Annotated in this window: 19 protein-coding genes and 2 pseudogenes; 20 read left to right on the forward strand and 1 reads right to left on the reverse strand. The window is 41.5% G+C overall.

Annotated features, from left to right (window positions below; all coding sequences use genetic code 11):
* Positions 1-136 precede the first annotated feature (136 nt).
* The 9 genes from ANSO36C_RS32980 to ANSO36C_RS33020 all read left to right on the forward strand — a co-directional run bounded on the left by ANSO36C_RS32980 (position 137) and on the right by ANSO36C_RS33020 (position 11939).
* Positions 137-3385 carry a hypothetical protein gene (locus ANSO36C_RS32980; protein WP_251960822.1) on the forward strand — a complete coding sequence of 1083 codons (3249 nt, stop codon included), beginning with the start codon at positions 137-139 and terminating at the stop codon, positions 3383-3385.
* Between the two features lie 33 nt (positions 3386-3418).
* Positions 3419-4237 carry a hypothetical protein gene (locus ANSO36C_RS32985; protein WP_251960823.1) on the forward strand — a complete coding sequence of 273 codons (819 nt, stop codon included), beginning with the start codon at positions 3419-3421 and terminating at the stop codon, positions 4235-4237.
* Positions 4238-4408: 171 nt separating this feature from the next.
* Positions 4409-5527 carry a hypothetical protein gene (locus ANSO36C_RS32990; RefSeq protein WP_251960824.1) on the forward strand — a complete coding sequence of 373 codons (1119 nt, stop codon included), beginning with the start codon at positions 4409-4411 and terminating at the stop codon, positions 5525-5527.
* A 146-nt stretch (positions 5528-5673) separates the two neighbouring features.
* Positions 5674-6405 carry a hypothetical protein gene (locus ANSO36C_RS32995; RefSeq protein ID WP_251960825.1) on the forward strand — a complete coding sequence of 244 codons (732 nt, stop codon included), beginning with the start codon at positions 5674-5676 and terminating at the stop codon, positions 6403-6405.
* Between the two features lie 17 nt (positions 6406-6422).
* A complete protein-coding gene (locus ANSO36C_RS33000) occupies positions 6423-8051 on the forward strand; it encodes a TrbI/VirB10 family protein (RefSeq protein WP_251960826.1) in 1629 nt (542 codons plus the stop codon).
* Positions 8052-8321: 270 nt separating this feature from the next.
* A complete protein-coding gene (locus ANSO36C_RS33005) occupies positions 8322-9137 on the forward strand; it encodes a hypothetical protein (RefSeq protein WP_251960827.1) in 816 nt (271 codons plus the stop codon).
* Positions 9138-9243: 106 nt separating this feature from the next.
* Complete coding sequence (locus tag ANSO36C_RS33010; protein WP_251960828.1) at positions 9244-9411, forward strand: hypothetical protein; 168 nt, start codon at positions 9244-9246, stop codon at positions 9409-9411.
* 81 nt (positions 9412-9492) lie between these two features.
* Positions 9493-10509 (forward strand): TaqI-like C-terminal specificity domain-containing protein, encoded by a 1017-nt coding sequence (locus ANSO36C_RS33015; protein WP_251960829.1) that lies wholly within the window; start codon positions 9493-9495, stop codon positions 10507-10509.
* Positions 10506-11939, forward strand: a complete 1434-nt coding sequence (locus ANSO36C_RS33020; RefSeq protein WP_251960830.1) for an AAA family ATPase — start codon at positions 10506-10508, stop codon at positions 11937-11939. The genes ANSO36C_RS33015 and ANSO36C_RS33020 overlap by 4 nt, the downstream gene beginning before the upstream one ends.
* Positions 11940-12086: 147 nt before the next feature.
* On the opposite strand, the gene ANSO36C_RS33025 is transcribed toward ANSO36C_RS33020, so the two are convergent.
* The gene (locus ANSO36C_RS33025) at positions 12087-14783 is read right to left on the reverse strand and encodes an ATP-binding protein (RefSeq protein ID WP_251960831.1); all 2697 of its coding nucleotides are present in this window, start codon (positions 14781-14783) and stop codon (positions 12087-12089) included.
* A 416-nt stretch (positions 14784-15199) separates the two neighbouring features.
* Here ANSO36C_RS33025 and ANSO36C_RS33030 point away from each other — a divergent pair.
* The 11 genes and pseudogenes from ANSO36C_RS33030 (at position 15200) to ANSO36C_RS33080 (ending at position 25501) form a co-directional block, all read left to right on the forward strand.
* A pseudogene (locus tag ANSO36C_RS33030) lies at positions 15200-16223 on the forward strand (IS4 family transposase).
* Between the two features lie 112 nt (positions 16224-16335).
* The gene (locus tag ANSO36C_RS33035) at positions 16336-17784 is read left to right on the forward strand and encodes an ATP-dependent DNA helicase (protein WP_251960832.1); all 1449 of its coding nucleotides are present in this window, start codon (positions 16336-16338) and stop codon (positions 17782-17784) included.
* 282 nt (positions 17785-18066) lie between these two features.
* The gene (locus ANSO36C_RS33040; RefSeq protein WP_251960833.1) at positions 18067-19146 is read left to right on the forward strand and encodes a hypothetical protein; all 1080 of its coding nucleotides are present in this window, start codon (positions 18067-18069) and stop codon (positions 19144-19146) included.
* A gap of 278 nt (positions 19147-19424) precedes the next feature.
* Positions 19425-19871, forward strand: a complete 447-nt coding sequence (locus ANSO36C_RS33045; RefSeq protein ID WP_251960834.1) for a DUF1257 domain-containing protein — start codon at positions 19425-19427, stop codon at positions 19869-19871.
* Positions 19872-19874: 3 nt separating this feature from the next.
* On the forward strand, positions 19875-20081 hold the full coding sequence (locus ANSO36C_RS33050) for a DUF2997 domain-containing protein (RefSeq protein ID WP_251960835.1): 207 nt from the start codon (positions 19875-19877) through the stop codon (positions 20079-20081).
* A gap of 144 nt (positions 20082-20225) precedes the next feature.
* A complete protein-coding gene (locus ANSO36C_RS33055; protein ID WP_251960836.1) occupies positions 20226-20483 on the forward strand; it encodes a hypothetical protein in 258 nt (85 codons plus the stop codon).
* Positions 20480-22098, forward strand: a pseudogene (locus ANSO36C_RS33060) (AAA family ATPase). Before ANSO36C_RS33055 ends, ANSO36C_RS33060 begins: the two are co-directional and overlap by 4 nt.
* A 108-nt stretch (positions 22099-22206) precedes the next feature.
* Positions 22207-22758, forward strand: coding sequence for a WGR domain-containing protein (locus ANSO36C_RS33065; protein ID WP_251960837.1), 552 nt, complete (start codon positions 22207-22209; stop codon positions 22756-22758).
* 202 nt (positions 22759-22960) lie between these two features.
* Positions 22961-24415, forward strand: coding sequence for a DNA polymerase III subunit beta (dnaN, locus tag ANSO36C_RS33070; RefSeq protein ID WP_251960838.1), 1455 nt, complete (start codon positions 22961-22963; stop codon positions 24413-24415).
* A 328-nt stretch (positions 24416-24743) separates the two neighbouring features.
* Entirely contained in the window at positions 24744-25160 is a 417-nt protein-coding gene (locus ANSO36C_RS33075; protein WP_251960839.1) for a XisH family protein, read from the forward strand.
* The gene (locus ANSO36C_RS33080; RefSeq protein ID WP_251960840.1) at positions 25148-25501 is read left to right on the forward strand and encodes a XisI protein; all 354 of its coding nucleotides are present in this window, start codon (positions 25148-25150) and stop codon (positions 25499-25501) included. Before ANSO36C_RS33075 ends, ANSO36C_RS33080 begins: the two co-directional genes overlap by 13 nt.
* Positions 25502-25575: the final 74 nt, after the last annotated feature.

The following is a 25575-nucleotide window of genomic DNA, read 5'->3' on the forward strand; positions in this document are numbered from 1 at the left end:
TTTTTTGACTATATATCTAAGTTAATAGTAATAATTCCTATTTAGAGCCAATAAATTCTAGTCAATTCTCCCACTAATTAGTTCCTATGTACTAAATACATCCGTTTCCTTGGGGTGTCACAGTTGTGGGTGCGGAATGTGGGTTGTAGTTTGCTATGTTCTCACCAATGGTTTACTCAGTTTGGGTATGGGTTGGTTCTTTGCCACCTCATTCTGGCTAATTGTCAGTTGGTGGATTCTTACAGGCAAACAGCCTCATCAGTTTTTAGATCGATGGCGTAATCCACCGGGAACAGAGTGGTGCAATAGTAACAGCATTTACATCTCACCGATTCCCGAATATCGACCCTGGTGGGTGCGTCGGCGTTACGCAGACTCGCAAATGCAAATCCGATTCAAGCCGCTGATTGTACCGAATCAATATGGAGGCAAAAGTAAGTTCATGCCCTTCCAAAACGAAGTAAATATCTGCTGTATTGCAGAAATTAAGAAGAACGATCGTGAAGTGGCTGCCCTGTTATTGGATAAAGGCAACTCTCAGTATCAACTCGTGTTTGGGTTTCGCATCGCTGGATTGCATGACATACTCCATGAAAATGAGGTCAGCGAATTTGCCCACTCTATCGAAGAGGGTTTGAAAGAACTACCCCCCGGTGAAAAAATTACTTTTTGTACAGGCTGTTATAGTGATGATACTGAGTCATATCCCCTACGCACAGGCTCTGCTAAGGGAGTACCTCACAAACGCCAAACCCCACTTACTGCCTTAGCAGACGATTGCCACCTAAAACCAGTTTCTGTACTGTTGCGTAACGAGCAATTGCGGGTGGGACAACTCAAGGAAGCAGGTTCTCGCCAAATCTGGAACCAAATCGCCTTCTGTACTTGGACGAGCGATGATGAAGCTGGTTCACAGCACAAGGATTTTGTGGGTGGACTGATTGAAAAATGCAGAAAATTCGGTTCTTGGGCAGTTGAACAAATTACAGGAAACAAACGCATTTACCAAGAGGAGTTTTTCAAAAAGCTATTACTGCAAGGGTTTCAGCAAGGATTTATCCAGTGGGAATTACTGCTCAATACCAAAATTGGCTTAGAAGTAACACCTTGCAGTGCTACAGATTTGTGGCAGTGGCTTTGGAATCGATTTAATGAGGGTACAGCACCCCCTATTCCCCAAGTTATTACACTGAAGGAAACTGAGACGGGACTGGAGTTAACAGAAACCCTAACCACCGACAAGCACATTTGTACATTATTGATTGAAGGACAACAGGGACGTTCTGCTTGTCCCGAACATCGGGGAGATAATGACCGAGTTTACCTGAGAGGTAAAAGCAAGGTTTGTGGAGTCATGGTCGTAGCAGATCCCCCCGTTGGTTGGTCTAATGCCCAAGACCAGCTAAAGTGGGTGTGGAAAATCCTTGCTTCCAGCTACGTCCACGATACAGAAGCTTGGGTTGAAATTAGCCGCAGCAATGACTTCTTAATCCAAGACAACCTGGCGCGTCAGGCAAAACAATCCAAAACAGCCCGTACTTTAGCCATCACCAAAGGACAGGGACGGGACGTTGGAGCGGAAATCAAACAGGAGGAATCCTTTGAAGCCCAGCGACGACTTTACGAAGGCACGAAAGCCTTGCATTGTGCGCCTGTATTTCTAGTTTACCGCCACAGTGCCCAAGAGTTAACCCACGCTTGCAACTTGCTGGCTAACAGTTTTGAGACTGCCAAAGTAATTCGAGAGCGTAATATTGCTTGGGAAATTTGGCTGCAAACCCTGCCGATTACCTGCAAATGGTTACTGCATGGAGGCAATCTCAGCGAACGCAGAATAACTTTAGATACCCATACTGTAGCCGGGATTATGCCCCTAACTGTCCCCAAGGACATTGATAAACAAGGTGTGGAATTCCTTACCAGTCGTGGTGGCAAGCCTATTTATGTTGACTTATTTCATCAGCAGATTGGACGCGCTCTGATTACAGGTACTTCCGGCTCAGGAAAGAGCGTTTTGGGATGGCGCTTTGCTTTAGAGGCATTAGCGAACAATATTCCCGTTGTTGGTATGGATATCTCTGCGAATGGCAATAGCACCTTCAAAACGGCGATTGAGCTTTTGGGCGAACAAGGAGCATATTACGATATTTCCAGTGGCAGCAGTAACCTACTGGAACCGCCAGATTTGCGACGATTCGACAAGTCAGAACGGGAACGGCGTATGGAATCTTGGAAGGACTTTATTCGCAAAGCATTAACTGCGATCGCAATGGGTAAAGTCACAAACCCCCATCTAGCTCAACGGGTTGATGCCTTGCTAGTCAAAGCTTTGGACGTATTTCTAAAAGACCCAGAAATTATTACTCGTTACAACCAAGCCTTTGAGATGGGCTGGCTTTCACCAGAATGGCAGCAGATACCCACGCTACCAGATTTCGTCAAATTCTGCACTAGAGAGCGCCTTAATCTCAGATCCTTTGAAGAAATTGACCGACAGGCACTCAACCAAATCCAAAATCAGGTTAGTGCTTTACTCGCATCTAGGTTAGGGAAAGCGATCGCTCGTCCCAGTACTTTTTCCCCTGAACCTGCTGTTAAATTCTTTGCCCTGAGCGGATTGAGTAACGAACAGGATGCTTACTTAATGGCAATTAACGCCCATACTGCCTGTATCCGTAATGCCCTATCCCATCCCAAGAGTTTGTTTATTGGCGATGAGCTTTCCGTATTGTTACGTAAAGATGGCTTTGCCCAGATTATAGGTGAAACCTGTGCCACGGGAAGGAAAGAAGGCATTGCTGTTCTACTGCTGTCCCAAGACCCGGATACCATTTGCGAATGTTCGACAGGCGCTCAAATTATGCAGAACATGACCTATCGGATTACCGGACGTATTACCAGTAGCGGTGTTGCTTCTTTCCAACGGTATCTGGGCTATCCCGTCAATATTATCAGTCAGAATGCCACTGAAACATTTTTGCCCCGTACCAGCGACCTTTATTCCTGTTGGCTAGTAGAAACAGGTGGTAGATTCTGGCGTACTCGCTTTTACCCTGGCGAAATGATGTTGGCCAGTGTTGCCAATAACCAGGATGAACGGGAAGCACGAGAGCGGGTGATGGCTCAGTATCCAAATACCCCCAAAGGCAATCTGCTAGGACTGAGAGCGTTTACCGATGCTTACATTCCTGCTTTGAAGGAAAACAGAGGGTTTCAGCATATTGGTCAAGAAATACATCAAACCCCAGCATTGCGCGATTGGCTACACCCCGCCATAAGTCCTGGGGACAGGGTACACCAACGCGGAGCATCTCTGCAAGGAGAAGGCGATCGCCAAGAGAGTAACGATGACCAACAGGCTCAAGAACGCCTGATTGCAAGTTGATATATCTAAAAACTGCATTAAGGAGGGTAAATCATGAAATCTAAGCTTACCTTTATCAGATTGATGGCACTGATTTTAATTTTGTCACTTGGTTCTATCGTCAGTCCAGCCCTTGCCAGCACTCAAGACGACGGTCGAGATCCAGTAGCTGCTGCTGTTAGTAACAAAACTACTGGTAGTAGTATTTTCACCGCAGACACAGCATCTCAAATCAATGATTTTGTGGGAGATGTCAAAAATTTCGCTCAAAATGACCTATTTAATCCTCTTGGCAATCTGCTCAATTCTGCCTTGGGTGCAATTCAAATTCCAGATTTAAACAAAGTTTTGGCAGGAATCATGAACGGTTCAGCCAACAACGATCCTGGTGCCGTGCTGTCTGAAACTTTGGAGAACAAAACCAATGGTCAAAGCTCTTATGGTATCCGTGAAGACCTTGGTAAATATGCTACTAGAACAGTTGCTACAGAGATCGCTAATCAGGCTACTTTGAGCCAAACAGCCCAAAGTCAGATGGCTCAAATTAAGCAAGCTACTCAACAAGATACTCAAGAAAGCGTCAGCTTGGGTGAGGAATCCCAAGGTTTAGATGTTACCCAACAGATTTTGCAAAACCTATCCCAACAGACTGCCATTACCAGTCGCGTCAATGAGCGGATGCTTATTGAAGCCCAGCAAGCACGCATTGACAGGGCATTGAGTAACACCTTAACCGCTCAAACAGCCAAGGAACTTTCAGCCATCAATACTGCCGATCGCCGTAAGAGTGTTGCCGCAGGTAATGCTGCCACTCAACAGGCAGGCTTATTGATCATGCCTGGTGGCATTACCCTTGGTTCTGACAAGCAGTAGCTAGCAATTGGAATCTTAGAGCTAGTACCGCCGTGAAGTCAAAAGTCAAAAAGCTGATTAATCAACCTTTTTAGCTATTTTCTAGCAAGTTTTAAGAGTAGGAATATGGTTGGTTTATTTATGCCGTAGTCTTGTCAATTTTAGCTGCGATCGCTAACGCTTTCGACACTCATGATCCACATTATTGCTCAATCATTTCCGGTAACAGGTGGAGAATCTGATGCCCTAGAAATTATCTCCAGTTCTTTAGAACTTTCTCGTGCCACAGTTGAGTCGTGGAATACCGTCTGGCTAGTTACTTTAGATCCGCTCGGTTCAGCATTATGGATTGGCTTGATTAAATTGGGCATCACCTTGGGAGCCGCCAGCATCTTATTTGTGGCGCTGACCACTGGCAAAGAAATCATTGAAAAGCAATCATGGTCAGAACTGGCATCAATTTTTGTTTGGCCTATTGTGATTATGATTTTCTTGGGGGCCAACGGCAATATGCTGGCGAAGACAATTACTGTTATCCGAGGCTTTGCTTACAACCAAGTGCAAAGCGTTCTTCAGCTTCAAGTTGGTGAACTAACATTTCGAGATGCTATTACCAATGTGGCAATTAGCAGTATCGCTAGACAACAGCTAGAAAACCTCTATAGCGAATGTCAAGGAAAAGTCGGTACAGAGTTAGTTGAATGCTGGAACTCAAAGCAAGCCCAGGCACAGGCAATTGTTACCAAAGCTGAAGAGCAAGCTAAATCTCCACTCCAACCACTACGAGATTTTGGTAGTTTTCTCTGGAATAGAACTTTGCCTGGTCAAATCGGTACTGCTGTTCAGTTTGCCAATGATCCAGGTAGTGTGTTTCGAGATACTGCCATCCCCATTATTCGCTTTATTCTCTATGCTCTGCAATGGGGTTTTGTAAATATTCTGGAAGCTGCTCTACTGCTGACAGCATTATTTGCACCGATCGCAGTTGGTTTATCTTTGCTGCCATTACAAGGTCGTCCTATTTGGGCGTGGCTAACAGGGTTTATTTCCTTGTTTGGTGTTCAACTTGGTTACAACATTTTAGTAGGTTTAGCAGCTGTCGTGCTGGTGAAATCTGGTGCTGAATTAGCATCTGATGTCGCATTTTTATGTTTCCTGAGCATCTTTGCACCAGTTTTGGCGGTATTGATAGCTGGAGGTGGGGGAATAGCGATTTATAACGGCATTTCTGCCAATGTCAAAGGCTTAATCGATATTTTTAGCAGTGCCATTGGAACTGCAACCAGTATTGCTCTACTCCGCAGGGGGTAATACCAATTTTGGATCTTGGATTTTGGATTTTGCGGAAAGTCTGTAGCAAGATCCCGCAGGGTGCGCCGACTTCCAAGACGGATTAAAAACCTTTAACACAAAGCTCTTCCAGGATTCTCAAACAATACTACCTATGCCAATTTGGTATGACTCTGCAAATTAAACGACTTCAAGCTCCACTGCTTCCAGAAGCCAAAAACCTCCTGGCTGTTTGTTTTCTCTGCCTAACTGCATTTAACGGTTTGATATTTTTATTGACTCTATTCACCGCTTTCAGGGTCAATAAAATTGCCGATCGCAAGACGACCTTTGCCCAGTTGGTAAATGGCGAGACAATCTACATTTCCCAGCAAGACCGCAATTGGCGCTATCCAGCTGTAATTCAAAAAGTAGTTAGTGACTGGACAACCCTAACATTTAACTGGGATGACAAACTCACTGGCACTAATCAACCAGACCAAGGCATTCAAATTGGTAGAAATGGGCGCATTCCCACAAATGCTTGGTTTGCTTCCCTGCTGCTAGAACCGGAATTTGCCAAAGCTTCTCTACCGAAGATTGCCGAATTAGTTCCTACTACCGTCTTTTCAGGTCAGCTGCGTAGCACCACTATTATTTCTTATCTGTCAGAACCAAGAGCAGTACGACCTGGGGAATGGGAAATAGACATGATTGCTACCCGCATCTTAGTTGACCGTACTACTGGTAGAGATGAGCGGATTTCTTTTAACCGCACATTTACCGTCCAAGCAGTGGAGATTCCCCGATCTCCTTTAGGTAAAGAGTCCCCCCTGGTAGAACAGAAAATTTATGAAGTGCGATCGTCTGGACTGCAAATTACCAAGATGGTTGAGTTCAATTCTCAGCAACGGCGTTAAAGGAAAAAGTTAGAATTATGACCAATTCAAACCAAAACCATGAATTTGACTACCTAAACGAAAATTCTCCTGATTATTCGCCGGAATTCAACAGTACTAACGGCAATCATCGCTCTACCCAAGGCACTTTGGTTGCTGATGATGATATCAGCCCTGAAGAGGAGCAGTTGTTGGCAGGTTATAACCCTACCGCAAATCACCTCATTTCCGAAGAATATCGCTTGAAACAAGATGCAGAAGGAGCGGTAGAGCGACCGTTAGCAGAAAAACCTAGTGTTCGACTAGGTTCAGTAGTTGGCTTAGTCGGAATAGTTATTGGCTCTGTAGCACTGATCTGGTTTGGATTTCTCCAACCGAAACCTCCTGTCAAACAAGTAGTCCAAAATCCTACTACATCTCCAAAAGACGAACCAGTTTTGGATGAATCTGCTGAACTTAAAAGCAGATTAGCATTTCAAGACCAACGGCAACAACTCAAAGTGGAGCCTGTTGCTGCTAAATTCTCAAGTCCAACCTTACAAAATAAACCTAAACCAACGACATCTCCTCAGACTTTTTCACCGCGCACAACTCGTGCATCACGTATAACACCAATAACTCCTGTAAGAATTTCTCAACCTGCGCCCCCAGTAGTGCGGTATATTTCTCCCAACCCTGTAAGTTATCAACCTTCACCACGAATACGACAGCCTGAAAGTAATGTCGATCCTTTCCAGAAGTGGAACCAACTAGCTAGCCTGGGACAGTCACAAATCGGTAACTCTAAAGTAGCTGAAACTCAGTCAGAAGTTGCAATTAACACTCAAACTCCAACAGCCTCGAAACTAACAGCTAGGGCATCCATTTCCACTCCCCAAGACCCTGGTATTCAAACAGTTTTAATTGGCTCCAAAAGCACTGACAGTAAAACTGATAACTTGACTCCAGGAATGGTAGGTATCCTAAATCGTACCCCTGTATCTTCAGCCGATCTCAATGTAAATGAAACTAAAGAGGTAGCACTGGGTACATCTGCCCAAGGTAGAATTATCATGCCGATGATTTGGGATCAGGAGGGGAATAATAAGAGCGATCGCTTTGCTATCGAGTTAACCAAACCTCTCACAGCCACAGATGGCACGGTGGCACTCCCGGCTGGTACTGTTTTAGTAACGAAAACAGTGGCAGTAGGTAAAAAGAGTAACTTAGTATCTGCTAGTGCGATCGCAATTATTTACCCTGACTCCCAAGGTACAGTCAAACAGGAAACCATTCCGGCTGAGACTCTGTTAATTCGCGGTCGAGGACAGCAACCGTTAATTGCTAAAAAGCTGAATGATGTGGGGACAGATATTGCCCAACAAGATTTATTAGTTGGATTACTCAGTAGTTTGGGTAAGGTGGGAAGCATAGTGAATCAGCCCCGCACTCAATCTAGCACTGTTGTTTCTAGTGGCACTTTTAACCAAAGTACTATTACTAGTAACTCTAATCCTCAGATTTGGGCGGCGGCGCTAGAAGGCTTTTTTAGTCCAGTCAGTGAACGTCTGTCTAGACGCTCTGACCAAGCAGTACAGGAATTATTACAACGTCCAAATATCCAGTTTTTACCTGAAGGCACTGAAGTCTCGGTTGTCGTTAATAGTTTTTTGAAGGTTGAACGATGATACCAATTTGGTGCGGGTAGTCGCAATTTAAAATTCGGCGTTGCATAAATGCGGGATGAATTGGCGGTTGAAACCATTGAAAATTCCTGACAAATTGGACGAAATCATCCCCTGATTCACCAATGCTTAAAATTCAAACAAATTGGAATCGATTCATGTACAGCATCCTGGCTATTGAATACATACAAACTGAACGTTCTACAACTTAATATTTGAGATTACTGGAACAGCCTATAAGTCAAAAATTCTAGTCCCAAATTCAAAATTGGTATGAAACAATTTGCCACTCTTGTTATTGCTAGCACCACAATACTGTTTGGGGTGACTATACCTGTTATATATGCACAAGCACAAACTCCTGCATATCGCTTAATTGAACGGGATATGGCTACAAGCAATAGAATTCAGGTTCAAGTTACTCCAGGACGTGCTACGCCCATTAGCTTCACTCAAACCGACGAGGCGATCGCCTACATTTTGGTAGCAGACCCTTCACGACTGGTCTACACCACAGATACAGATTTAAAAAGCGGACGCGCTACAACCATTTTTCTAAGGGCAATCCAACCGCTAAAGTTTCCAGGGGCTACCACCACTGCCATTACTAACTTACTTGTCCAAACTGTAGACAAAACGGGACAAAAACGACTCTACAGCTTCGATATCATTCCAGTGCGTATAAACACTGGGTATGTTGGTATTCAGATTGCAAATGCGTTCGTCGTACCCCTACAGGGAAGCAAGCTACGCGCAGCGTCTCCGATAGGCTTCGGCACTGCACGTAGACGCGGAACGACTTCTGAAAGTAGCGCAATTGCTGGACAACAGACACTATTAATAGATAAAAATCGCAGAGCGAGAGTAGATGATATTGAAACCGGGCTGAGAATTGCTATTAATCGGGGTTACACCAACAAAAGCGATCCAGTTGTTCTTAAAATACAGCAAGTTTTATCTCTGTTGCGAAATAGTAGAGTAACAATCCCAGAAGCAGCTACATCTGTTGGTGTTCCAGTTGAGGTTATTTCTGAATTAGGAAGAATCGCCTTAAATGACCGCCTACTCAGACTAGGAAAGCAACGCTAGAGGTGATGCACTGGGGAGAATACAAAGGAAGTCAACAACTCTAAAATAGTTGATATACTGCTCACGGGTAAAAACTGAACTTCTGTCATACTGAACAGAATGACAAATGGCAAAACCAGACATTTCTAATGCGTTTGTGATCGCAGGACAATCACAAATTTTTCTCCCACCAGTCCAACATTGTTTGTCACCTTTAGCACCGAATCTCAATTCCTGTACCGTATATGCTGTGCTTTATCCAGAATCCTTTATGAGCAAGCTTTTTGAGACTTAACGGGAAAAGTCAGGTTAATGAAAAGGCACGCTACCACTAATGTTTGGATTTATTGTAAAGGATATTGTATAGGAGGCGGATATGGAAACTATGAGAATGTCTTTGGGTGAATATGTGAATTTGGGTGAATATGCGAATGGGAAAATTTATCACGGTATCAAAACAGGTTTCAATAAAGCTTTTGTTATTGATGGAATCAAACGCGCTGAACTGGTTGCCAAAGATCCGAAAAGTGCAGAAATCATCAAGCCTTTAGCAGTAAGTGAGGACGTGCGGAAGTGGCACATTCGAGAAAATGATAGATGGCTGATTTTTACGAGAAGAGGAATCAACATTAATCACTATACTGCTATTAAGGAACATCTAGAGCAATGGAGAGATGATTTAACCCAAAAGCAAAGTAGTTCACATGTAAAAAGCAGAAAAGCTGGACGATATCAGTGGTATGAAATCCCAGATGATGTTGCCCACTATCAAGCTTTTGAAGCACCGAAAATAATCTATCCTGACATGACAACAGAATCTCGCTTTGCTTTTGACACAAAAAAATACTATCTGGGAAATGGAATTTCTTTTATTGCTAAGAATGATCTATTTTTAATCGCAATACTAAACTCATCAATTGTATGGAGTTATTGCAGGGAAAATGTAAGTTTTTTAAACGGAGCATTACGTTTTTCCCGTCAAGTTGTAGAAAAAATTCCTATCCCAACTGCCACAGAACCACAGCACAAAGCAATAGAAACCCTAGTTAGCTATGTCCTGTACCTCTCAGAACAACTCAAAGACATACCTAGTCATGGCGAAAAGCTCATGGAAGTCGCAGACGACAAACTGATGCTGAGTTATTTTGAGCAAATTATTGATGCAGTAGTGATAGAGCTATATTTACCCGACGAACTCCATGCCCACGACAAACAATTTATGCGTCATCTCCTACAGGAAAACTTACAAAGCCTAGACAAAATTCAAAGCGATAAAATGCAAGCACTCCGGGAAATCTTTCGACGGTTGTTTGACAGAGAGCATCCAATCCGTGTAAGTATATTCTTTTTGGATAGCGTACCTGTTGTGCGTACAATTCGAGGAGTTGCATGAAAATCACGAAAATCGAACTGAAGAACTTTCGAGCTTTCTATGGGGAACACACAATCGACTTAGGTAAAAAAGGTAAAAATCTACTCATTTATGGTGAAAATGGCAGTGGTAAATCTTCCCTACTAAAAGCAATTGAGCTATTCATCGATTCTCATGTACGCGACATCCAATTCTCTCAACATCGCAATTTTTTTGTAACTGATGCTGATGGCGGCTATGTCAAAATCTCTATGCGCTCTAGCGAACGCGACCCCGAAATCACTTACGAATGGTCGGATATCACCCGCGAAACCCATGTCCCTGTCATCATCGAAGCCTCAAAAACAAAGGGGAGTCTGGATTACAAATCTCTCTTAGAAATCTACTTTCCTCATATCAAAGATAGCGAAGTTGACCTGTTTAACCTATTAATAAAAACTATCCTCAGCAACAGCACAAATAATCTTACAGGCAAACGTTTTAGTGAAGAATGGGCAGAAATCGAGCAACGCATCCCTCGCAGCAGAAAGCATACTCGTAAAGTACAAGAACTAGAAAATAGCCTCACTGACTTCAATTTTGGTCTGAGTAGTATTCTAAATCAGCTGAAAAACGAAGCAGCGAATATTCTCGAACGCTTTGGTTATCCTGTTCTTCTCGACTTCGACTTTCAGGGAGTCACTCCCGATCTAGAAAACAAATGCTTAAAAGGTAATGAAGTTATTCTGCGTGTTGACTTCCTTAACACTAAGTTTCCCTTAGCTCATCAGTTTCTTAACGAAGCCAAACTATCAGCAATCTCGCTTGCGATTTACTTAGCTGCTTTGCGAGTCAATCCAAGTAGCGCTTTAAAAGTCTTGGTACTTGATGACGTGTTGATTGGCTTAGATATGTCTAACCGTTTGCCTATCATCAACATTCTAAAAGACCAGTTTAACGATTACCAAATCTTCTTGATGACCTACGATAAAGAATGGTACGAAATTCTGAAGCGACATTTTCCTTCTTGGAAAACTATTGAACTCTATGCAGGACATGCAAGCGATTACGAAATGCCAGTCCTTGTCGAAAACAAAAAATATCTGGACAAAGCTAAAGCCTATTTACAAGCGAATGACCACAAAGCAGCTGCAATTTACTTACGCACAGCTTTTGAGGTCAAAATCAAATGGTTTTGCGAAAAGATGAATATTGCCATCAAGTATCGTGAAAAACCAAAAGACCTCAGTACCAATGACTTTTGGGAACCCATCAAGAATGCTAAAAACTCAGACGGCACTCCAAAATATATTAACGAAGATTTAGTGTTTCATGTTGAACTTTATCGCAGTTTTATCATGAATCCCCTCAGTCATGCTCAACTGGCGATCGCACCAAGACAAGAAATTCAAGACGCAATAGATACTGTCGAACGTTTAGAACAAGCCCTTGATGCAATCGTAATCGTTTAAGTATTGCCTAGAGTACGTTGTGGTAAATGAAATCGTTCATCATGCATCATGGTGAAAATCAAATTGCCATTTTCACCATGCTTTCACCAAAAATTGCTGATTTTGCTCTAGCTGCCAAACTCTACCGAAGAAGGTAAGGTGGAGTAATTAGGTTTTTAACGTTTCAACCACCTTATCCACGAGTTCCATTGGCTCAATTGGCTTGGCAATAAAAAGTTGAAACCCTGCTTTTAAAATACGTTGCTCATTTTTGGCTCCAGCAAAAGCAGTGAGAGCGATCGCCGGAATTTGTCCCCCTTCCTCCATAGTGCGGGAGCGAACCTGACGAATCAAGGTAAAGCCATCCTCATCTGGCATACTGATATCACTAATCAGTAGAGTGGGCAATCGCTGTTCTAAAAGTGCCAATGCTTCTTTTACTGATGCTGCCACTAATACATCTGCCCCAGCGCTCTGAAGAACAGTCTGCATTAACATCCGAGCATCTGCATCGTCATCCACAACCAGAATGCACAAATTCTGCAACTGGGCAATTTCCTTATTGCCATGCAGCAATTCTCCTACTACTTTATCATTGCTTAACTGCCCTCTCATTGTCACGATAGGTAGCCTCACCGTGAAGGTCGAACCCTTGCCGAATCCCGCACTGGCTGCTGTGATATTGCCATTGTGAAGTTCTACAATTGTTAGAGCGATCGCAAGTCCTAACCCTAATCCACCAGCAGAACGAGTAGTGGAAGCGTCACGCTGACTAAACCGTTCAAAGACGAATGGTATAAATTCTGCTTCTATGCCCCTCCCTCTATCAATAACAGTAATCTGAGCCTGAGACTCAACTTCCTCCAACCTGACCTCTACACTTTCATTCTTGGAACTAAACTTAATTGCATTTGAAAGCAAATTCCAAACCACTTGTTGTAAACGAATGGCATCACCTAAAACGTTGGACACAGCAGCATCAAGATATAACTGAATTTGAATGCCTTTTGTTTCGGCTGACAATCGAATAGTATCTGCTGCTGACCGAATTACACTTGCTAGGTCAACAGGTTCGATTTCCAAATTCATCTCGCCCTTCTGCATCCTAGCCAAATCCAACAAATCGTCAATTAAGCGAACTTGCAGACGGGCATTCCGCTCAATCGTTTCCAGTCCCTCAATTTTCAGTGCTTCATCCATCTCAGATTCAGTTAGCAATAGTTGCGCCCAGCCGTGGAGATTATGCATGGGAGTACGTAACTCATGAGACAAGACAGCGACGAATTCATCCTTTACTCGATTTATTTCTGCCAGTTCCTCAGTCTTTTGTCTCAGTTCTTCCTCAACACGCTTTTGTTCAGTGATATCAATGCCGATTAAAAATGCGGCTTTGTTCTGGTCATATTTTTGAGCCACAATTAAATAACTACGATCTGCGCTTATGGATTTCAACTCATATAGTGCTTCAGATTCATCTCCAGCAAAGAAATTTTGCACGAACTCACGAAACCCATTACCACTAGCTAAGAAACCAATATCCTGACCAACAAAAGCTTCGGGAGACAAATTAAAACTATCAGCTAAGTGCTTGTTGACACCTAGATAGCCCAAATCGGAACTGACCCAAGATACAATTCCAGGTACAGCCTCCAGTACAGTCTGCAACTGATCTCTAGCAGCTTGCAGTTTTTTTTCTGCCTGGTTGCGCTGGGTAATATCTAGAAATATACTTACACACCCCCGCACTTTTCCATCTTCATCAAATAAAGGGGTAGCATACTGCGAAAGGTTAATTCTCACACCATCATTACGAACCACCTCAATCTCAGAATCCAGTATTTCCACACCATGAGTGGTAACATATTGCATAGCCAGTTCTTCTGGAGCTAGTTCTCTGCCTGACTGGTAAACTTTAAAGTTAGTTGGACGTTCATCATTAGGAGCGCTGAGAGAGGCATTTGCGTCAACAGGTATGCCCAGCAGTTTGGCAAGAGCCGGGTTAGCTCGAATAGTTCGGCATTCTGGATCTTCTGCAATACCAATGCCAGTTGGAATCACCTCTAACAAAGTTTGTAGTTCTTTAACTCGCCGATTTAAAGCTTGGTTTAGCTTGATAATTTTTGCTTCTGCTTGTTTGCGGTTCGTGACATTTTGGAAGATTGCTAAACCCGTCATAATTTTGCTATTTTCATCTTTGACTGGAAAAGTTTGTATTAAATAAACTTGATTGTTATAAGGAATTTCAATACACATTGGAGTACCCTGTAAGGTACTACGGTAAGCTGGTTCTATCAGATCGTAAGTCTCAGGGAGAACAGTTTCGTGCAGTATTTTACCTTGGAACTCTTCTTTCGGTAAACCAAAGATTTGCAGTTCTGTACCCTCAGCACCCATAAAGCGCATATCTCGATCAAAGAGAAAAACTACTCCATTGGGTAGATTTTGGGTTAATGTTCGGTATAGTTCTTCACCTTTACGGAGTGAACGCTGACTCTGTAATAAATCTTTTAGATTGATTTGGGCTTCTGTTTTATCAGTATCTGACTGGTGTTTGCTCGACTGGAAGTTAGCAGTTAGCGCAGTAATTAATAGACCCTCGATAACAAATAATACAAATTCCAGATTATCGAGAGTAGAAGATGGGTCTGTAAAAAAGTAATGACTAGCTAAAGCAGCCAAAAACACTGATATCAATCCTGAAATGATGCTACCGTACCAAGTACTTATAGAGATAGCAATTAGCCATAAACTGAAATAACTTGTGATTCCAGTTAGATGCTCTAGTCCCAACTTGACTAGCAAGGTTACTCCCACACTGAAAAATGCAATCCTGTAGCGCAGGTATTTTTGTTTGATCAATAACATAGAAATGGGAGCAACGCTCCAAAGTGAGGCCGGATAAAAAACGAGCGATGTCTACGGCGGGCCACGCCTACGCTAAAAACTATTTTCAGTGTAACAAATATTTGGTATATTTAAATACGTACTAATGCGTAGTGGAGTCTAATGTATGGTGACATGCGCGAAAATTTGTAATGACAAGAATTCAAGTAGGATTTCCGAGTAGCAATAATTTTAAGATTGAAGATGTTTACCTTCATCGAAAAATATATATGTGCAACTCCAGATTTAACTAAATCATCTGAATGTTAAAAAAGTTTCAATATATTGATTTCTGATGATGCCGAATGGCAGAAGTGTTGAATGTTAAGAAAAACCCGATAAAAATAGCCCAAAATTAACATATTTTGGGCTAACTATTAAAATATTTTGATTTCACAGTGATTATAAATTCATTTCCCAAAATTGTCAAATATATCCTGAAAGGACTGCCACAAAATGATTATCCAGTATTGAACAGTCGTCTGTTCTTTGAGTGCTGGCTCTCTTACGTCCTGGATAACAGCTTAACAAGTATGCGAGATTTATTTACAAGGCTAAACAATACAGGATTTGAGGTAGACATTTCTACTTTTTCTAAAGCAAATTTACATCGAAGCCAAAAACCATTTCAAGAAATTTACCAAAAATTAAATGAGTTAGTACAAAATAAAGTTCATAGAAAGTTACACGATAAATATGCGATTTGTCCAATTGATTCAACAATTATTACTCTCACCAGTAAATTGTTATGGGTGCTAGGACATCATCAGGTAAAACTTTTTAGTTCTCTAAATTTAGCTACTGGAAGTCCATCAGATAACTTCATAAATTTTGGACATGACCATGATTATAAATTTGGTTCTAAAATGATGTCTAATCTACCGACAAATGCTCTTGGGGTAATGGATAGAGGTTTTGCTGGATTAAAATTTATCCAAGAATTAGTACAAGAAAACAAATATTTTGTTTTGCGGATAAAAAATAATTGGAAGTTAGAATTTGAGGAGCAAACTGGATTAATTAAAGTTGGTGCATCTGATAATGCTCAAGCCTATAGGGTGATTAATTTTTGTGATTTAGAAACGAAAGCTGAGTAACGATAAGGTAACTAATTTACCAGCATCAGGAGAGGCTGCCGTTAGTGATAATGAAATCAGAGATATTTATCGATTACGTTGGGGAGTTGAATTGTTGTGGAAGTTTTTAAAGATGCACTTAAAACTTGACAAGTTAATTACCAAAAATGTTAATGGTATCACTATACAAATTTACGTTAGTTTAATAGCTTATCTAATTTTACAGTTATTATCTATCCAACAACAATGGGGACATACACTATTAGATAAATTCCGCTATTTACAATCTTGTATGTGTCAGAAAATCAGTTATGTTCATTGGTTTGAGGAGATGATGTCATGTTGACTATTTTAGGCTTAAGAGAGTTAGTGTAACTAGATATGTAAAGTTTTGTATCAGGTTTCAACATTTCTGGCCGAATGGATATAGAAACATATTCCTCAAACCAGAAGGAGTATTGTTTTTCAAAGAAGTAAAACCAACAGCTATCGCTGCATTGAGTGGATCAATTAATGGAATTAGCGAAGCGATGATGATCCAAACACTTCCTACTTTCGCTGCAACAGGTTCTTTTCCATTTCAACTCACCCAGCAGCAGCAAAAAGCTTTAGATGCAATGTGGACATTTATACAGCCAACCGTGATGGCTGCTTTATTTCTGCTGGTTGGCTATGCCGGAACTGGCAAGTCAACTATTGTTTTCCAACTAGTTAAAGTTCTTGTTGCTACGGGTAAGCGAGTTGTACTGACTGCACCCACTAATAAAGCTGTAGGCGTGCTGCAACGCATGGCGGCAGAAAATGGCGTAACTGGCGTAGAATTCTTCACCATTCACCAGTTGTTAGGACTGGGTATGGTAACTAGAGGTAAAGAGAAAGTACTTGACCAAACTGGCCCTTCTTACATCAATCTATTTGATGTTGTCTTTATTGATGAATGTTCCATGATTGGCAAACAACTCTGGCGCTGGATTGAGGATGTTGCTAACCAATCATCCACCTGGACAAAAATCAAAATTATTCTCATGGGCGATCCAGCACAGTTAAATCCAGTTAATGAAGAAAAATCCTCTAGTTTTCAAGTGCCAGATAAAGCAGTATTGACTCAAGTTGTGCGTCAGGGAACTGGTAGTCCTTTGTTAGAGTTTGTCACTGCTTCTCGCTATGCAGTCACCAAGAGCAAGTTTCCTTTTGAGCCTTATGCTAAATATCTCCCTGATAAAAGTAATGGGGCATTGATGGTTAAACGTCAAACTTTGCTGCGTTATGCCTGCAAAAAGATGTCTAAAGAATTTGCTCAAAACCCAGATTGTTTCCGAATTTTGTCCTGGACTAATACTCAAGTTGACTTTTACAATCAGCAGATTCGTACACATTTATATGGTGAAAATATCAATCGGTTTATTCCAGGAGAGAGATTAATCACCAGAGATCCTGTGATGGCTCCCGATGGTAAAACTACGATTCTTTCTACATCTACAGAGTTTACTGTTTTAGATGTCTTTGGGGATCGTTACAACAATTATGATACTTGGAGGTTAAAGGTAGAGACAGATGAAGGGATTGTGCGTCAAATCTATGTTTTGCATGAAGATGAACAAAAACAATTTGACCAAGAAACCAAACGCTTACTCAAAAGTGCCAAGCGTAATCCCTTTCTATGGAAGCAGTACTACAAACATTTAGAGCAGTTTGCAAACCTCAGAAACTGCTTTGCATTAACTGTTCACAATAGTCAAGGTAGCACTTTCTTAGAAGCGGGTATTGATGGTCAAGATTTGAGTAAGCGACTTTATCCAGAACGAGGAGATGACAGTAAGGCAGTACTGGCAAAGATTAGAGAGTTTAATCGTTTGTACTATGTTTCTAGCTCACGGGCCAGACAACGGATATTAGTTATCAGGTGATGATTGTATATAGCAATCTCGACACAAAATTCCGATTAATCATTCGTGAATAATGAGAACCCTGATTCATTAGATAAATCGGGGTTCTCTGCCTTGTGATTTTCACAAATCAAATAGGGTATCGGTAGAGCCATTATTTTTAAAATTACAATCAAATTTATTTGTATTCAGTAAGCAATTAAATGATTTGTATGAATAAGATTCTAGCCGGACTTAGTGGCTATAAGGTAAAGCTTACGCTTTATTTCACTGAGGTAAAAAACATTATTATTCCTAGTAAATGTGGTACAAGCAGTGATTACCAATTCAACCGAAACCTTTCTAAAAGACGCTGTTGTTGAAAGATATAATCTCTCTAAGCTGAATAAAACTCGCATCCGTTTCAAGATTCAGTTAAAGAAGACAACTAAGAGTAATGCTCCAAAATGGAAAGATGTTCTCAAATATTCTCAAGAAGATGAACAAGAATCTGACTTAGTTAAGGTCACAACCTCAGAAGTTGGTTTAAAGGGCATCAAAGTCTTTAAAGCTTTAGACGAAGCAGCGAGCCAATTAAGGCAAGAAATTACTTCAGTCCAAGAATGGATGAATTATGACAATGGTGATTGGATTTGTCCCATAGACTTAGCGCCCTTGGTCTGGAATCAACTAATCGAAATTCGAGATAACATTGCACCTGTTTTACGCACTCAACTGAAAGAAGAGTATGAAAAGGGGTACACAGACTATCAAGAACGTATTGATAAATTTCTTTCACTCAATGCTTGGCAGTTATCTGTAGAACAACAACAAGAAGTTAAGCAGAACCTAGTAAAAGCTTTTCCCTGTTTAGAGGAACTAGAGGACTATTTGCAAGTAGTAATTGGTCGTCCTGTCATTATTCCCGCCATCAGTGAACAACTGTCAGAGAAACAAGCTGAATGCTTAGGGCAAATAACTCGCTTTATCGAGCAGTATGACAGGAATTTAGAACAAACACTGAGGGAATCAGCGATCGCTCTCGGCGAACAACTAGCAGCCCAGTTGCTCGAAGATTTGAGCAACTGGGAACCAGGACGCAAGCCAGTCAACTTCAAGAAAAAGATGGAACGTCATTTCAAGAAAGTCCAAATGCTTTTGGCTAACGCCAGTTTTGAAGCAGGTAGCAGCCTTGGACAAATGATGACTCATCTAGAAAATGTTCTCGAAAACGCTTCTGTGGATGCCAAAAAGCTCGATTCACAAGGGCGTTCTCAGTTACAGAAAAAAATGGACGAAATTTGCTCCAAGCTTCTGGATGAGCAACGCCATCTCCAACGATTAGCAACTGATGAAGGCATGGGATTAACCAGAGCTACAGCGATGTCTCTCAAACTTCGCTAGAAAAAACAATCAAGAACGTATCTGTATCGTCCTTGATCGAAAACGAGGTGTGAGCCACTGCGGTGGACGGGTTTCCCGGCATAAAGGAGCCAGCGCTGTGGGCGGGTTTCCCGACTTGAGGCGACTGGCGTCAAGTGGCGTTGTAGAGCAAGACAATACACCCATACTTCCCAGGCTTGCTAGGCAATTAAGGGGGTAAGTGATACGTAGGGTTTTCCTTTGAGTTTATCACCACTGTTCGCATTAATTTACCAGTCCACAATATTTAGAGGTAGGAAATGTCACATTTTTCAACTGTCACTACAAAGCTAACTAACCGTGAATGTTTAGTACAAGCTCTACAAAATTTGCAGCTTACCGTCCAAGTTTATGAAAAACCACAATCGCTGAGAGGTTATTACGACGACTCCCAAGGACAAAGTGCTGAGATTGTTGTCCCTGGTCGTAGTTTAAGTGTTCGCGCAGATATCGGGTTTAAGTGGGATCAAGAGGCAGGGGTGTATCAACTCATCCATGATGCCTATGAAACTGTACCTCGACTAGGAGAAAACTTCTTTTCTCACACCCTAGTGGAAGTCTACGGCAAGAACATGGTTCGCGCTAAAGCAGCCCAGTTACAAGAACATCTGGGAGAATGCACCATCACAGAAGAAACCAATGGTCAGGTACATACTCTGCGCCTTGCATTTTCAGCACACCAGCAAACTCAACAAGTTCGGAGATAATTTATGGAACGGGCAATATTGATACATTTTGACACTGTTACAGGCGAAGTGAAAATAGAAGCCGAGGGATTTGAGGGTTTGTCATGTCTAGAAGCAACCCAACCCTTTGAGGAAGCTTTGGGTATAGTGCAAGGTGATCGCACTTACAAACCAGAATCTCAGCAACAGTTTCGTAGCACGATTACTCATCAACAACGACTGCACCAATAAATGATGACAAGGGAGAGGGGGTAGACAACGGAGAAATATCTTCAATAATTCCCCCTGATCTTCCCTATCCTGCTTGTTCCTCACCTAAACAAACAATAAACATTCGATGGGGGAACGAGGAAAATCCCCCCGCACAATTTTTCTATGAGCGAACTACCTGAAGATTATCCGATGCTCCATATTTACCCCTCAAAAGGAGCGCGGCAACCAGTAATTCTCAAAGGAAATGCGGAGGGACTGTGCGCTTTAGTCAATGCCCTAATTTCCGCCATTGCTCATCCAAATTCTTCTGGAGTTGCTGAAGTGTTTAACGGCGATGCCGAAGTTTACGAAGTAGTCGTGCATCTTGTTACCACTCACGAAGAACTTTTTCCCTTACCCGATCAAAATTCGCAACAATGAAACTATCAAACCTGATTACTACCATTGACTCTCAAATACCCATCGTGGCAATAGATGTTCTGTCACCCGAAGAAGCCACTATCATTCAGTGGTTAACTACTGAAGTGATGGACAAACTTAATAGTCCTGTGTACTTCTGGAATTTGGGAGTTTCCGGCTTGGAGCAATGTCTGATTGCTGACGACGGTGGACTGGTGTTCAAATCAGTCGAGACGTACAAAAAGCCTCATAACATAGACCCTTTAATATATGTGTTCGAGTACATCAACAATTTCTGCGGTAATGGGGTTTTCATCCTGGGAGATGTTCACCCTTTTGTGGGTAAAAATTCCCTGCAATTAAGTTGGGAAATCCTCACCAGAGTCAAAAACTTGTACCATCGCCTCAAACCGACTGAAAAGCGAATTGTATTTTTAGGTCAAAACATTCAACTGCACGAATCCCTGCTGAGACTAATTCCTTGCTGTGAAGTTCCTTTGCCCAGCATTGAGCAAATTCAAGACCACTTAGAATCATATTTGCTGTACTTGCAAGAATCTGCTAGTGAGCAAGAGGTACAATTTGCAGTATCTCTCACCACTGAAGATAAAGAAACCTTGGCAAGGGCAGCTTTAGGGCTAACCTTGGAGGAAATTAGCGACTTTCTCCGGCTCACTGTTAAAGAGCGAACGTACAGTCTAAAGGTATACTAATTGATAATACAATTATTCCCTTGGTTGTCGAATACAAAACCCGCCTACTGTCTCAAATGGGTATTGAATTGGGTAAACCAGCGACCATACCCTTTGGTGGACTAGACCTGTTGCGGGATTGGTTGCAACGCCGCAGCCGATTATTTTCCCAAGAAGCGCGATCGCTAAATCTACCTCAGCCTAAAGGGGTTCTACTGGCAGGGCCACCAGGGACAGGTAAATCGATCGTGGCGAAAAACATTGCAACCATACTCAACCTTCCACTGCTGCAATTAGACATTGCCTCAATGCTTGGTAGCCTGGTGGGAGAATCTGAGGGCAATGTCCGCCGCGCACTCAAGACTGCTGAAGCTATTGCACCCTGTATTTTGTGGATTGATGAGGTTGAGAAAGCACTTTCAGCTAATGGCGATACCTCTGGAGTCTCACAAAGGATTCTAGGAAATATCCTCACTTTCATGTCTGAATGTACGGCAGGGGTGTTTGTGGTGGCAACTTGTAATGACCCAACAGCACTACCTATTGAGTTTAAGCGGAAAGGGCGGTTTGATGAAAATTTCTTCGTTGACCTGCCCACTGAGTTGGAACGTTGCCAGATTCTCAAAATTCACTTAGAACGGTTTGGTATAGAAGTTCCGCAGGAATATTTAGAGGCGATCGCTGCTGCTACTGACAAGTTTAGTGGTGCTGAGTTGGAAACCCTAGCATCAGAAGCAGCACTACTGGCTTTCGATGAGGAAAGACCTCAGCAGGTTACACTAGCTGATTTAGAAAATTGTCAGCAAAACATCACCCCTTTAGCTGTTCAAGATGCTGCTGCTGTTGAGCGGATGCAGTCTTGGTCAAAAATTGCCCGACCAGCCTCTAGTCCTGTGCAGGTGTCTAAAAAAGGGCTTCGTACTTCTAGGTTCCGCACTAATTAGGTATTCCCAAATTAGTAATGATTTGAAGCTTTTGTCAAATGAACATCTGTTGTTGAGTGGGATGTTCATTTGACATGGCAATAGTCTACTTTGAATCAGGTCAAAAATATGGAAGTTTACTTAATATTTGTAAATGCGGCTCAAAACAGTAACAAATTCTGGAGTGCAAAAGTTGAGCAAAGCAATCTAACTGTTGAGTGGGGTAGGGTAGGCTATAAATCTCAGCAAAAAGTTCACTCTTTCGGTAATTATCAACAAGCAGTTTCTAAATTCCACAATCTTGTGGCTGAGAAGAAAATGAAAGGCTACCGAGAAAGCCAACCTCAAATTGATAGTACTTCTGATTCTCTAGAAATCAAAAGAGCTATCCAATTACTAGAGATTTTGCGCCCTTATGTAGCACAAAGACAATTTGCCAAGAAAAATTATCTAGAGACATTAAACCAATATTTAAAAATTGTTCCTACACCTTTAGGGATGAAAATAGAGCCGTCTCTAATATACCGCAATGTGGCAGATGTTGATCATCAACTATCACTACTGAACTCTTTGTTGGAAACTAATTCTGTTCTGGCTGCTAACACTACAGAAGAATCTGGTAATCATAGCAAAGTTATCAGTTTAAAAAGCATTGGAAAGAACTTTTGGAGACATTTGTAGAACTTAATAATTTAGGAGCGGAGCCGGAGATGTTCCGCCTCTGGTTAGAATCAAGACTTAGCTAAGAGCCGTGAAATGGGATATATCAGTAAAGTTCTGTATGTCTAATAGGGTAAAAGCATCTGATTCAAAGCTTCACAGCCTTTCTTTTCTGCTATCGCAGTCACCCTTCTAACAATGACGCAACCAGAAATAAATCATCATGACTCAAACAGCATCAAAACAAAGGGTAAAGCCTGCAAAGCAGACAAAACAAACAAGTGTAGCTACTCCTAAAACCGAAAATGAAGTATCAGCAAATATCCCAGAAATATCTACAGGTAAAAAGAAAAAACCTATATCTCCAGATGCTGGTACTTCAACTGAACCTATCTCAAATAAGCGTACTAATAAACGTTCTGCCAAATCAGAGTTAAACTCTCAACCAGTTATAGAATCAGGAATGGAGGTAATCTGCTCACAAACTAAATTTCACGATGCGCTCTCTTTAGTTAGTTGTGCTACCCCAGCTAAACCTACCCATCCGATTCTTGCTAATGCTCTAATCATTGCAGATATCGAAACACAACAGATACATTTAACTGTTACTGATTTAGCATTAACAATTCAGGCAAGTTTTGAAGCCCAGGTATTGCTCAAGGGTGAAATTACTGTGCCAGTGGAAATGCTATTTGAGATAGTTAAGCATTGCCCTAATGGTAATATAAACCTCAGTGGCCAGACTCAAACTATACAGCTTAATGATGAGGATAAGCAAACAAAAATCTGCTCTCTCAGTTTATCTGATGCTGAAGGAAAATATGAAATTAGAGGCATTAGTGCTGAAGAATTTCCACCTAGTTCTACAATTGATGGTACTCCCATTGTGCTGCCAACAACAGTTTTCAAAGATGGTTTGAAAGGTGTAATTTATGCTGTCAGCACTGATGAAAATAAATATATTTTGACCGGAGTTCATATCCAACTTGCACAGGATAAATTAAAGTTTATTGGTACTGATGGGCATCGAGTCGCAACCACTGAACTTTCAACTCAAGGAATTGGTAGAAAACCCCGCAAACAAGTAGAATCTGAAGACATGATCCAATTTACTATTCCCGGTCGAGTCCTCAAGGAACTAGCGCGTAACTTGGATGATTCTGTCGAATTCATTAATCTGTTGTATGATGCCCAAAGTAATCGCCTGGGTTTTGCTTGGCAAGATATTATCCTCAGATGTCAATGTCTGGAAGGAACTTACCCTGACTGCGAACAGCTATTGGCAAGGTTTAGCTTTGACCGAGAAGTAATCCTAGAAAAAGCATTCTTAGTCAAAGCACTGGAACGGTTAGCTGTGTTAACAGATAAAAAAGAGAAAGGTATTTACTTACAGTTTGATGGAAGTTTGCAGCAGCTACGACTATCAATTGAACGGGAGTTTGGCAAAGGCGATCAAGTTATTGCTGCTCATCTACCATCAGAAATGTCATTGAATATCCAGTTTAATCTCAAGTATTTAGTAGAAGCAGCTAAGGCAATTCCTAGTTCCGCTATCAAAATGCACTTGCAACAATCAGATCATCCTGCCATGTTGGTTCCTTATGGAGATAGACCAAATCCAGAACTGCAAATGGAAATGCGTCAATTCTTATTGCCACTGTACACTCTAAATGCTTAATAAATGTTAACCGGAATCTTGAAGTTTTGTAGGGTGTTTTGGATACGAGTGGTGTTTATTTTAGACAGGGATTTGAGGAACTCTGGACAAAACTGGACAACATGAACGAAAATCCTTGATTTTGACCAATAGAAACTGTGCATTTTGGCGGTAAATATCCGACTATTTGCCGCCAAAATACCAAAGTTATCCAGTTTTATCAAGAAAAAATGAAGCAAAGCAGGGTGCAGGGAGCAAGAAGGAAAGATAGAAAAGTGTGTTTTAGAATCTAATTGTTACCCAATATGGTAAACACTTTACAATCAGAGTATTACTCAATAGTTCCAGCATGCCAGCAAAAGACATATACCATAATGAAGTCAAGAACGCATTGATAAAAGACGGTTGGACTATCACAGATGATCCTTACTTTATCAAATATGAGGATGCTGAACTCTACGCCGACCTAGCAGCAGAAAAACCAATCGCCGCAGAACGCCAGGGACAGAAGATTGTTGTAGAAATCAAGAGCTTTGTGGGCAAATCGCTGATGTATGATTTTCATAATGCCCTGGGACAATACATAGTCTATCGGAAACTCATTCAACTTACTGAGCCAGAATATAAGCTTTATTTAGCTGTTGATGATGTTGTCTATGAGAACTTTTTTCAACGTAAATCTGTACAAGCAGTCATCAATGAAAATCACCTGCTGTTAATAGTTGTAAATACACAAAAGGAGGAAATTCGGCAATGGATAAGCTAGAACAATATCGCAATGCTATCAAGAAGATATTGACTGGGTATTACGAAACTACTAATACTCAAGTTGTAAAAGATGCGGTAGTTGAAGTAAGCGCTCGCTTGGCTTTTGATGAAAAAAGAGATCAATATCTTTGGTTTCGGTTTGGCTGGGATGACAAAAAGCAGATACAGCATATTATCATCTATCTCTGTATTAAAAACGGCAAAGTTTGGGTGGAAGAAGATGCAACTAATTTATGCGTTGTTGATGATTTACTATCAGCCGGAATACCCCAATGCGATATTGTTTTGGGTTTCCATCATCCCAGTAAACGAGGTTTAACGGAATTCGCTACTGCTTAAGGAGGCAGGCACAATAGAGAAGAGTTAGCGTTTTATGAGCCAAGGATATAAATTATAAAATGGCTATAACTCTG

The organism is Nostoc cf. commune SO-36 (genome assembly GCF_023734775.1).
GTDB lineage: Bacteria > Cyanobacteriota > Cyanobacteriia > Cyanobacteriales > Nostocaceae > Nostoc > Nostoc commune_A.

Excerpts from the sequence above, each read along its gene's own strand:
- ANSO36C_RS32980 (WP_251960822.1), top strand. The coding sequence starts at position 137 with ATGTGGGTTGTAGTTTGCTATGTTCTCACCAATGGTTTACTCAGTTTG.
- ANSO36C_RS32985 (WP_251960823.1), top strand. The coding sequence starts at position 3,419 with ATGAAATCTAAGCTTACCTTTATCAGATTGATGGCACTGATTTTAATT.
- ANSO36C_RS32990 (WP_251960824.1), top strand. The coding sequence starts at position 4,409 with ATGATCCACATTATTGCTCAATCATTTCCGGTAACAGGTGGAGAATCT.
- ANSO36C_RS32995 (WP_251960825.1), top strand. The coding sequence starts at position 5,674 with ATGACTCTGCAAATTAAACGACTTCAAGCTCCACTGCTTCCAGAAGCC.
- ANSO36C_RS33000 (WP_251960826.1), top strand. The coding sequence starts at position 6,423 with ATGACCAATTCAAACCAAAACCATGAATTTGACTACCTAAACGAAAAT.
- ANSO36C_RS33005 (WP_251960827.1), top strand. The coding sequence starts at position 8,322 with ATGAAACAATTTGCCACTCTTGTTATTGCTAGCACCACAATACTGTTT.
- ANSO36C_RS33010 (WP_251960828.1), top strand. The coding sequence starts at position 9,244 with ATGGCAAAACCAGACATTTCTAATGCGTTTGTGATCGCAGGACAATCA.
- ANSO36C_RS33015 (WP_251960829.1), top strand. The coding sequence starts at position 9,493 with ATGGAAACTATGAGAATGTCTTTGGGTGAATATGTGAATTTGGGTGAA.
- ANSO36C_RS33020 (WP_251960830.1), top strand. The coding sequence starts at position 10,506 with ATGAAAATCACGAAAATCGAACTGAAGAACTTTCGAGCTTTCTATGGG.
- ANSO36C_RS33025 (WP_251960831.1), bottom strand. The coding sequence starts at position 14,783 with ATGTTATTGATCAAACAAAAATACCTGCGCTACAGGATTGCATTTTTC.
- ANSO36C_RS33045 (WP_251960834.1), top strand. The coding sequence starts at position 19,425 with ATGTCACATTTTTCAACTGTCACTACAAAGCTAACTAACCGTGAATGT.
- ANSO36C_RS33050 (WP_251960835.1), top strand. The coding sequence starts at position 19,875 with ATGGAACGGGCAATATTGATACATTTTGACACTGTTACAGGCGAAGTG.
- ANSO36C_RS33055 (WP_251960836.1), top strand. The coding sequence starts at position 20,226 with ATGAGCGAACTACCTGAAGATTATCCGATGCTCCATATTTACCCCTCA.
- ANSO36C_RS33065 (WP_251960837.1), top strand. The coding sequence starts at position 22,207 with ATGGAAGTTTACTTAATATTTGTAAATGCGGCTCAAAACAGTAACAAA.
- dnaN (WP_251960838.1), top strand. The coding sequence starts at position 22,961 with ATGACTCAAACAGCATCAAAACAAAGGGTAAAGCCTGCAAAGCAGACA.
- ANSO36C_RS33075 (WP_251960839.1), top strand. The coding sequence starts at position 24,744 with ATGCCAGCAAAAGACATATACCATAATGAAGTCAAGAACGCATTGATA.
- ANSO36C_RS33080 (WP_251960840.1), top strand. The coding sequence starts at position 25,148 with ATGGATAAGCTAGAACAATATCGCAATGCTATCAAGAAGATATTGACT.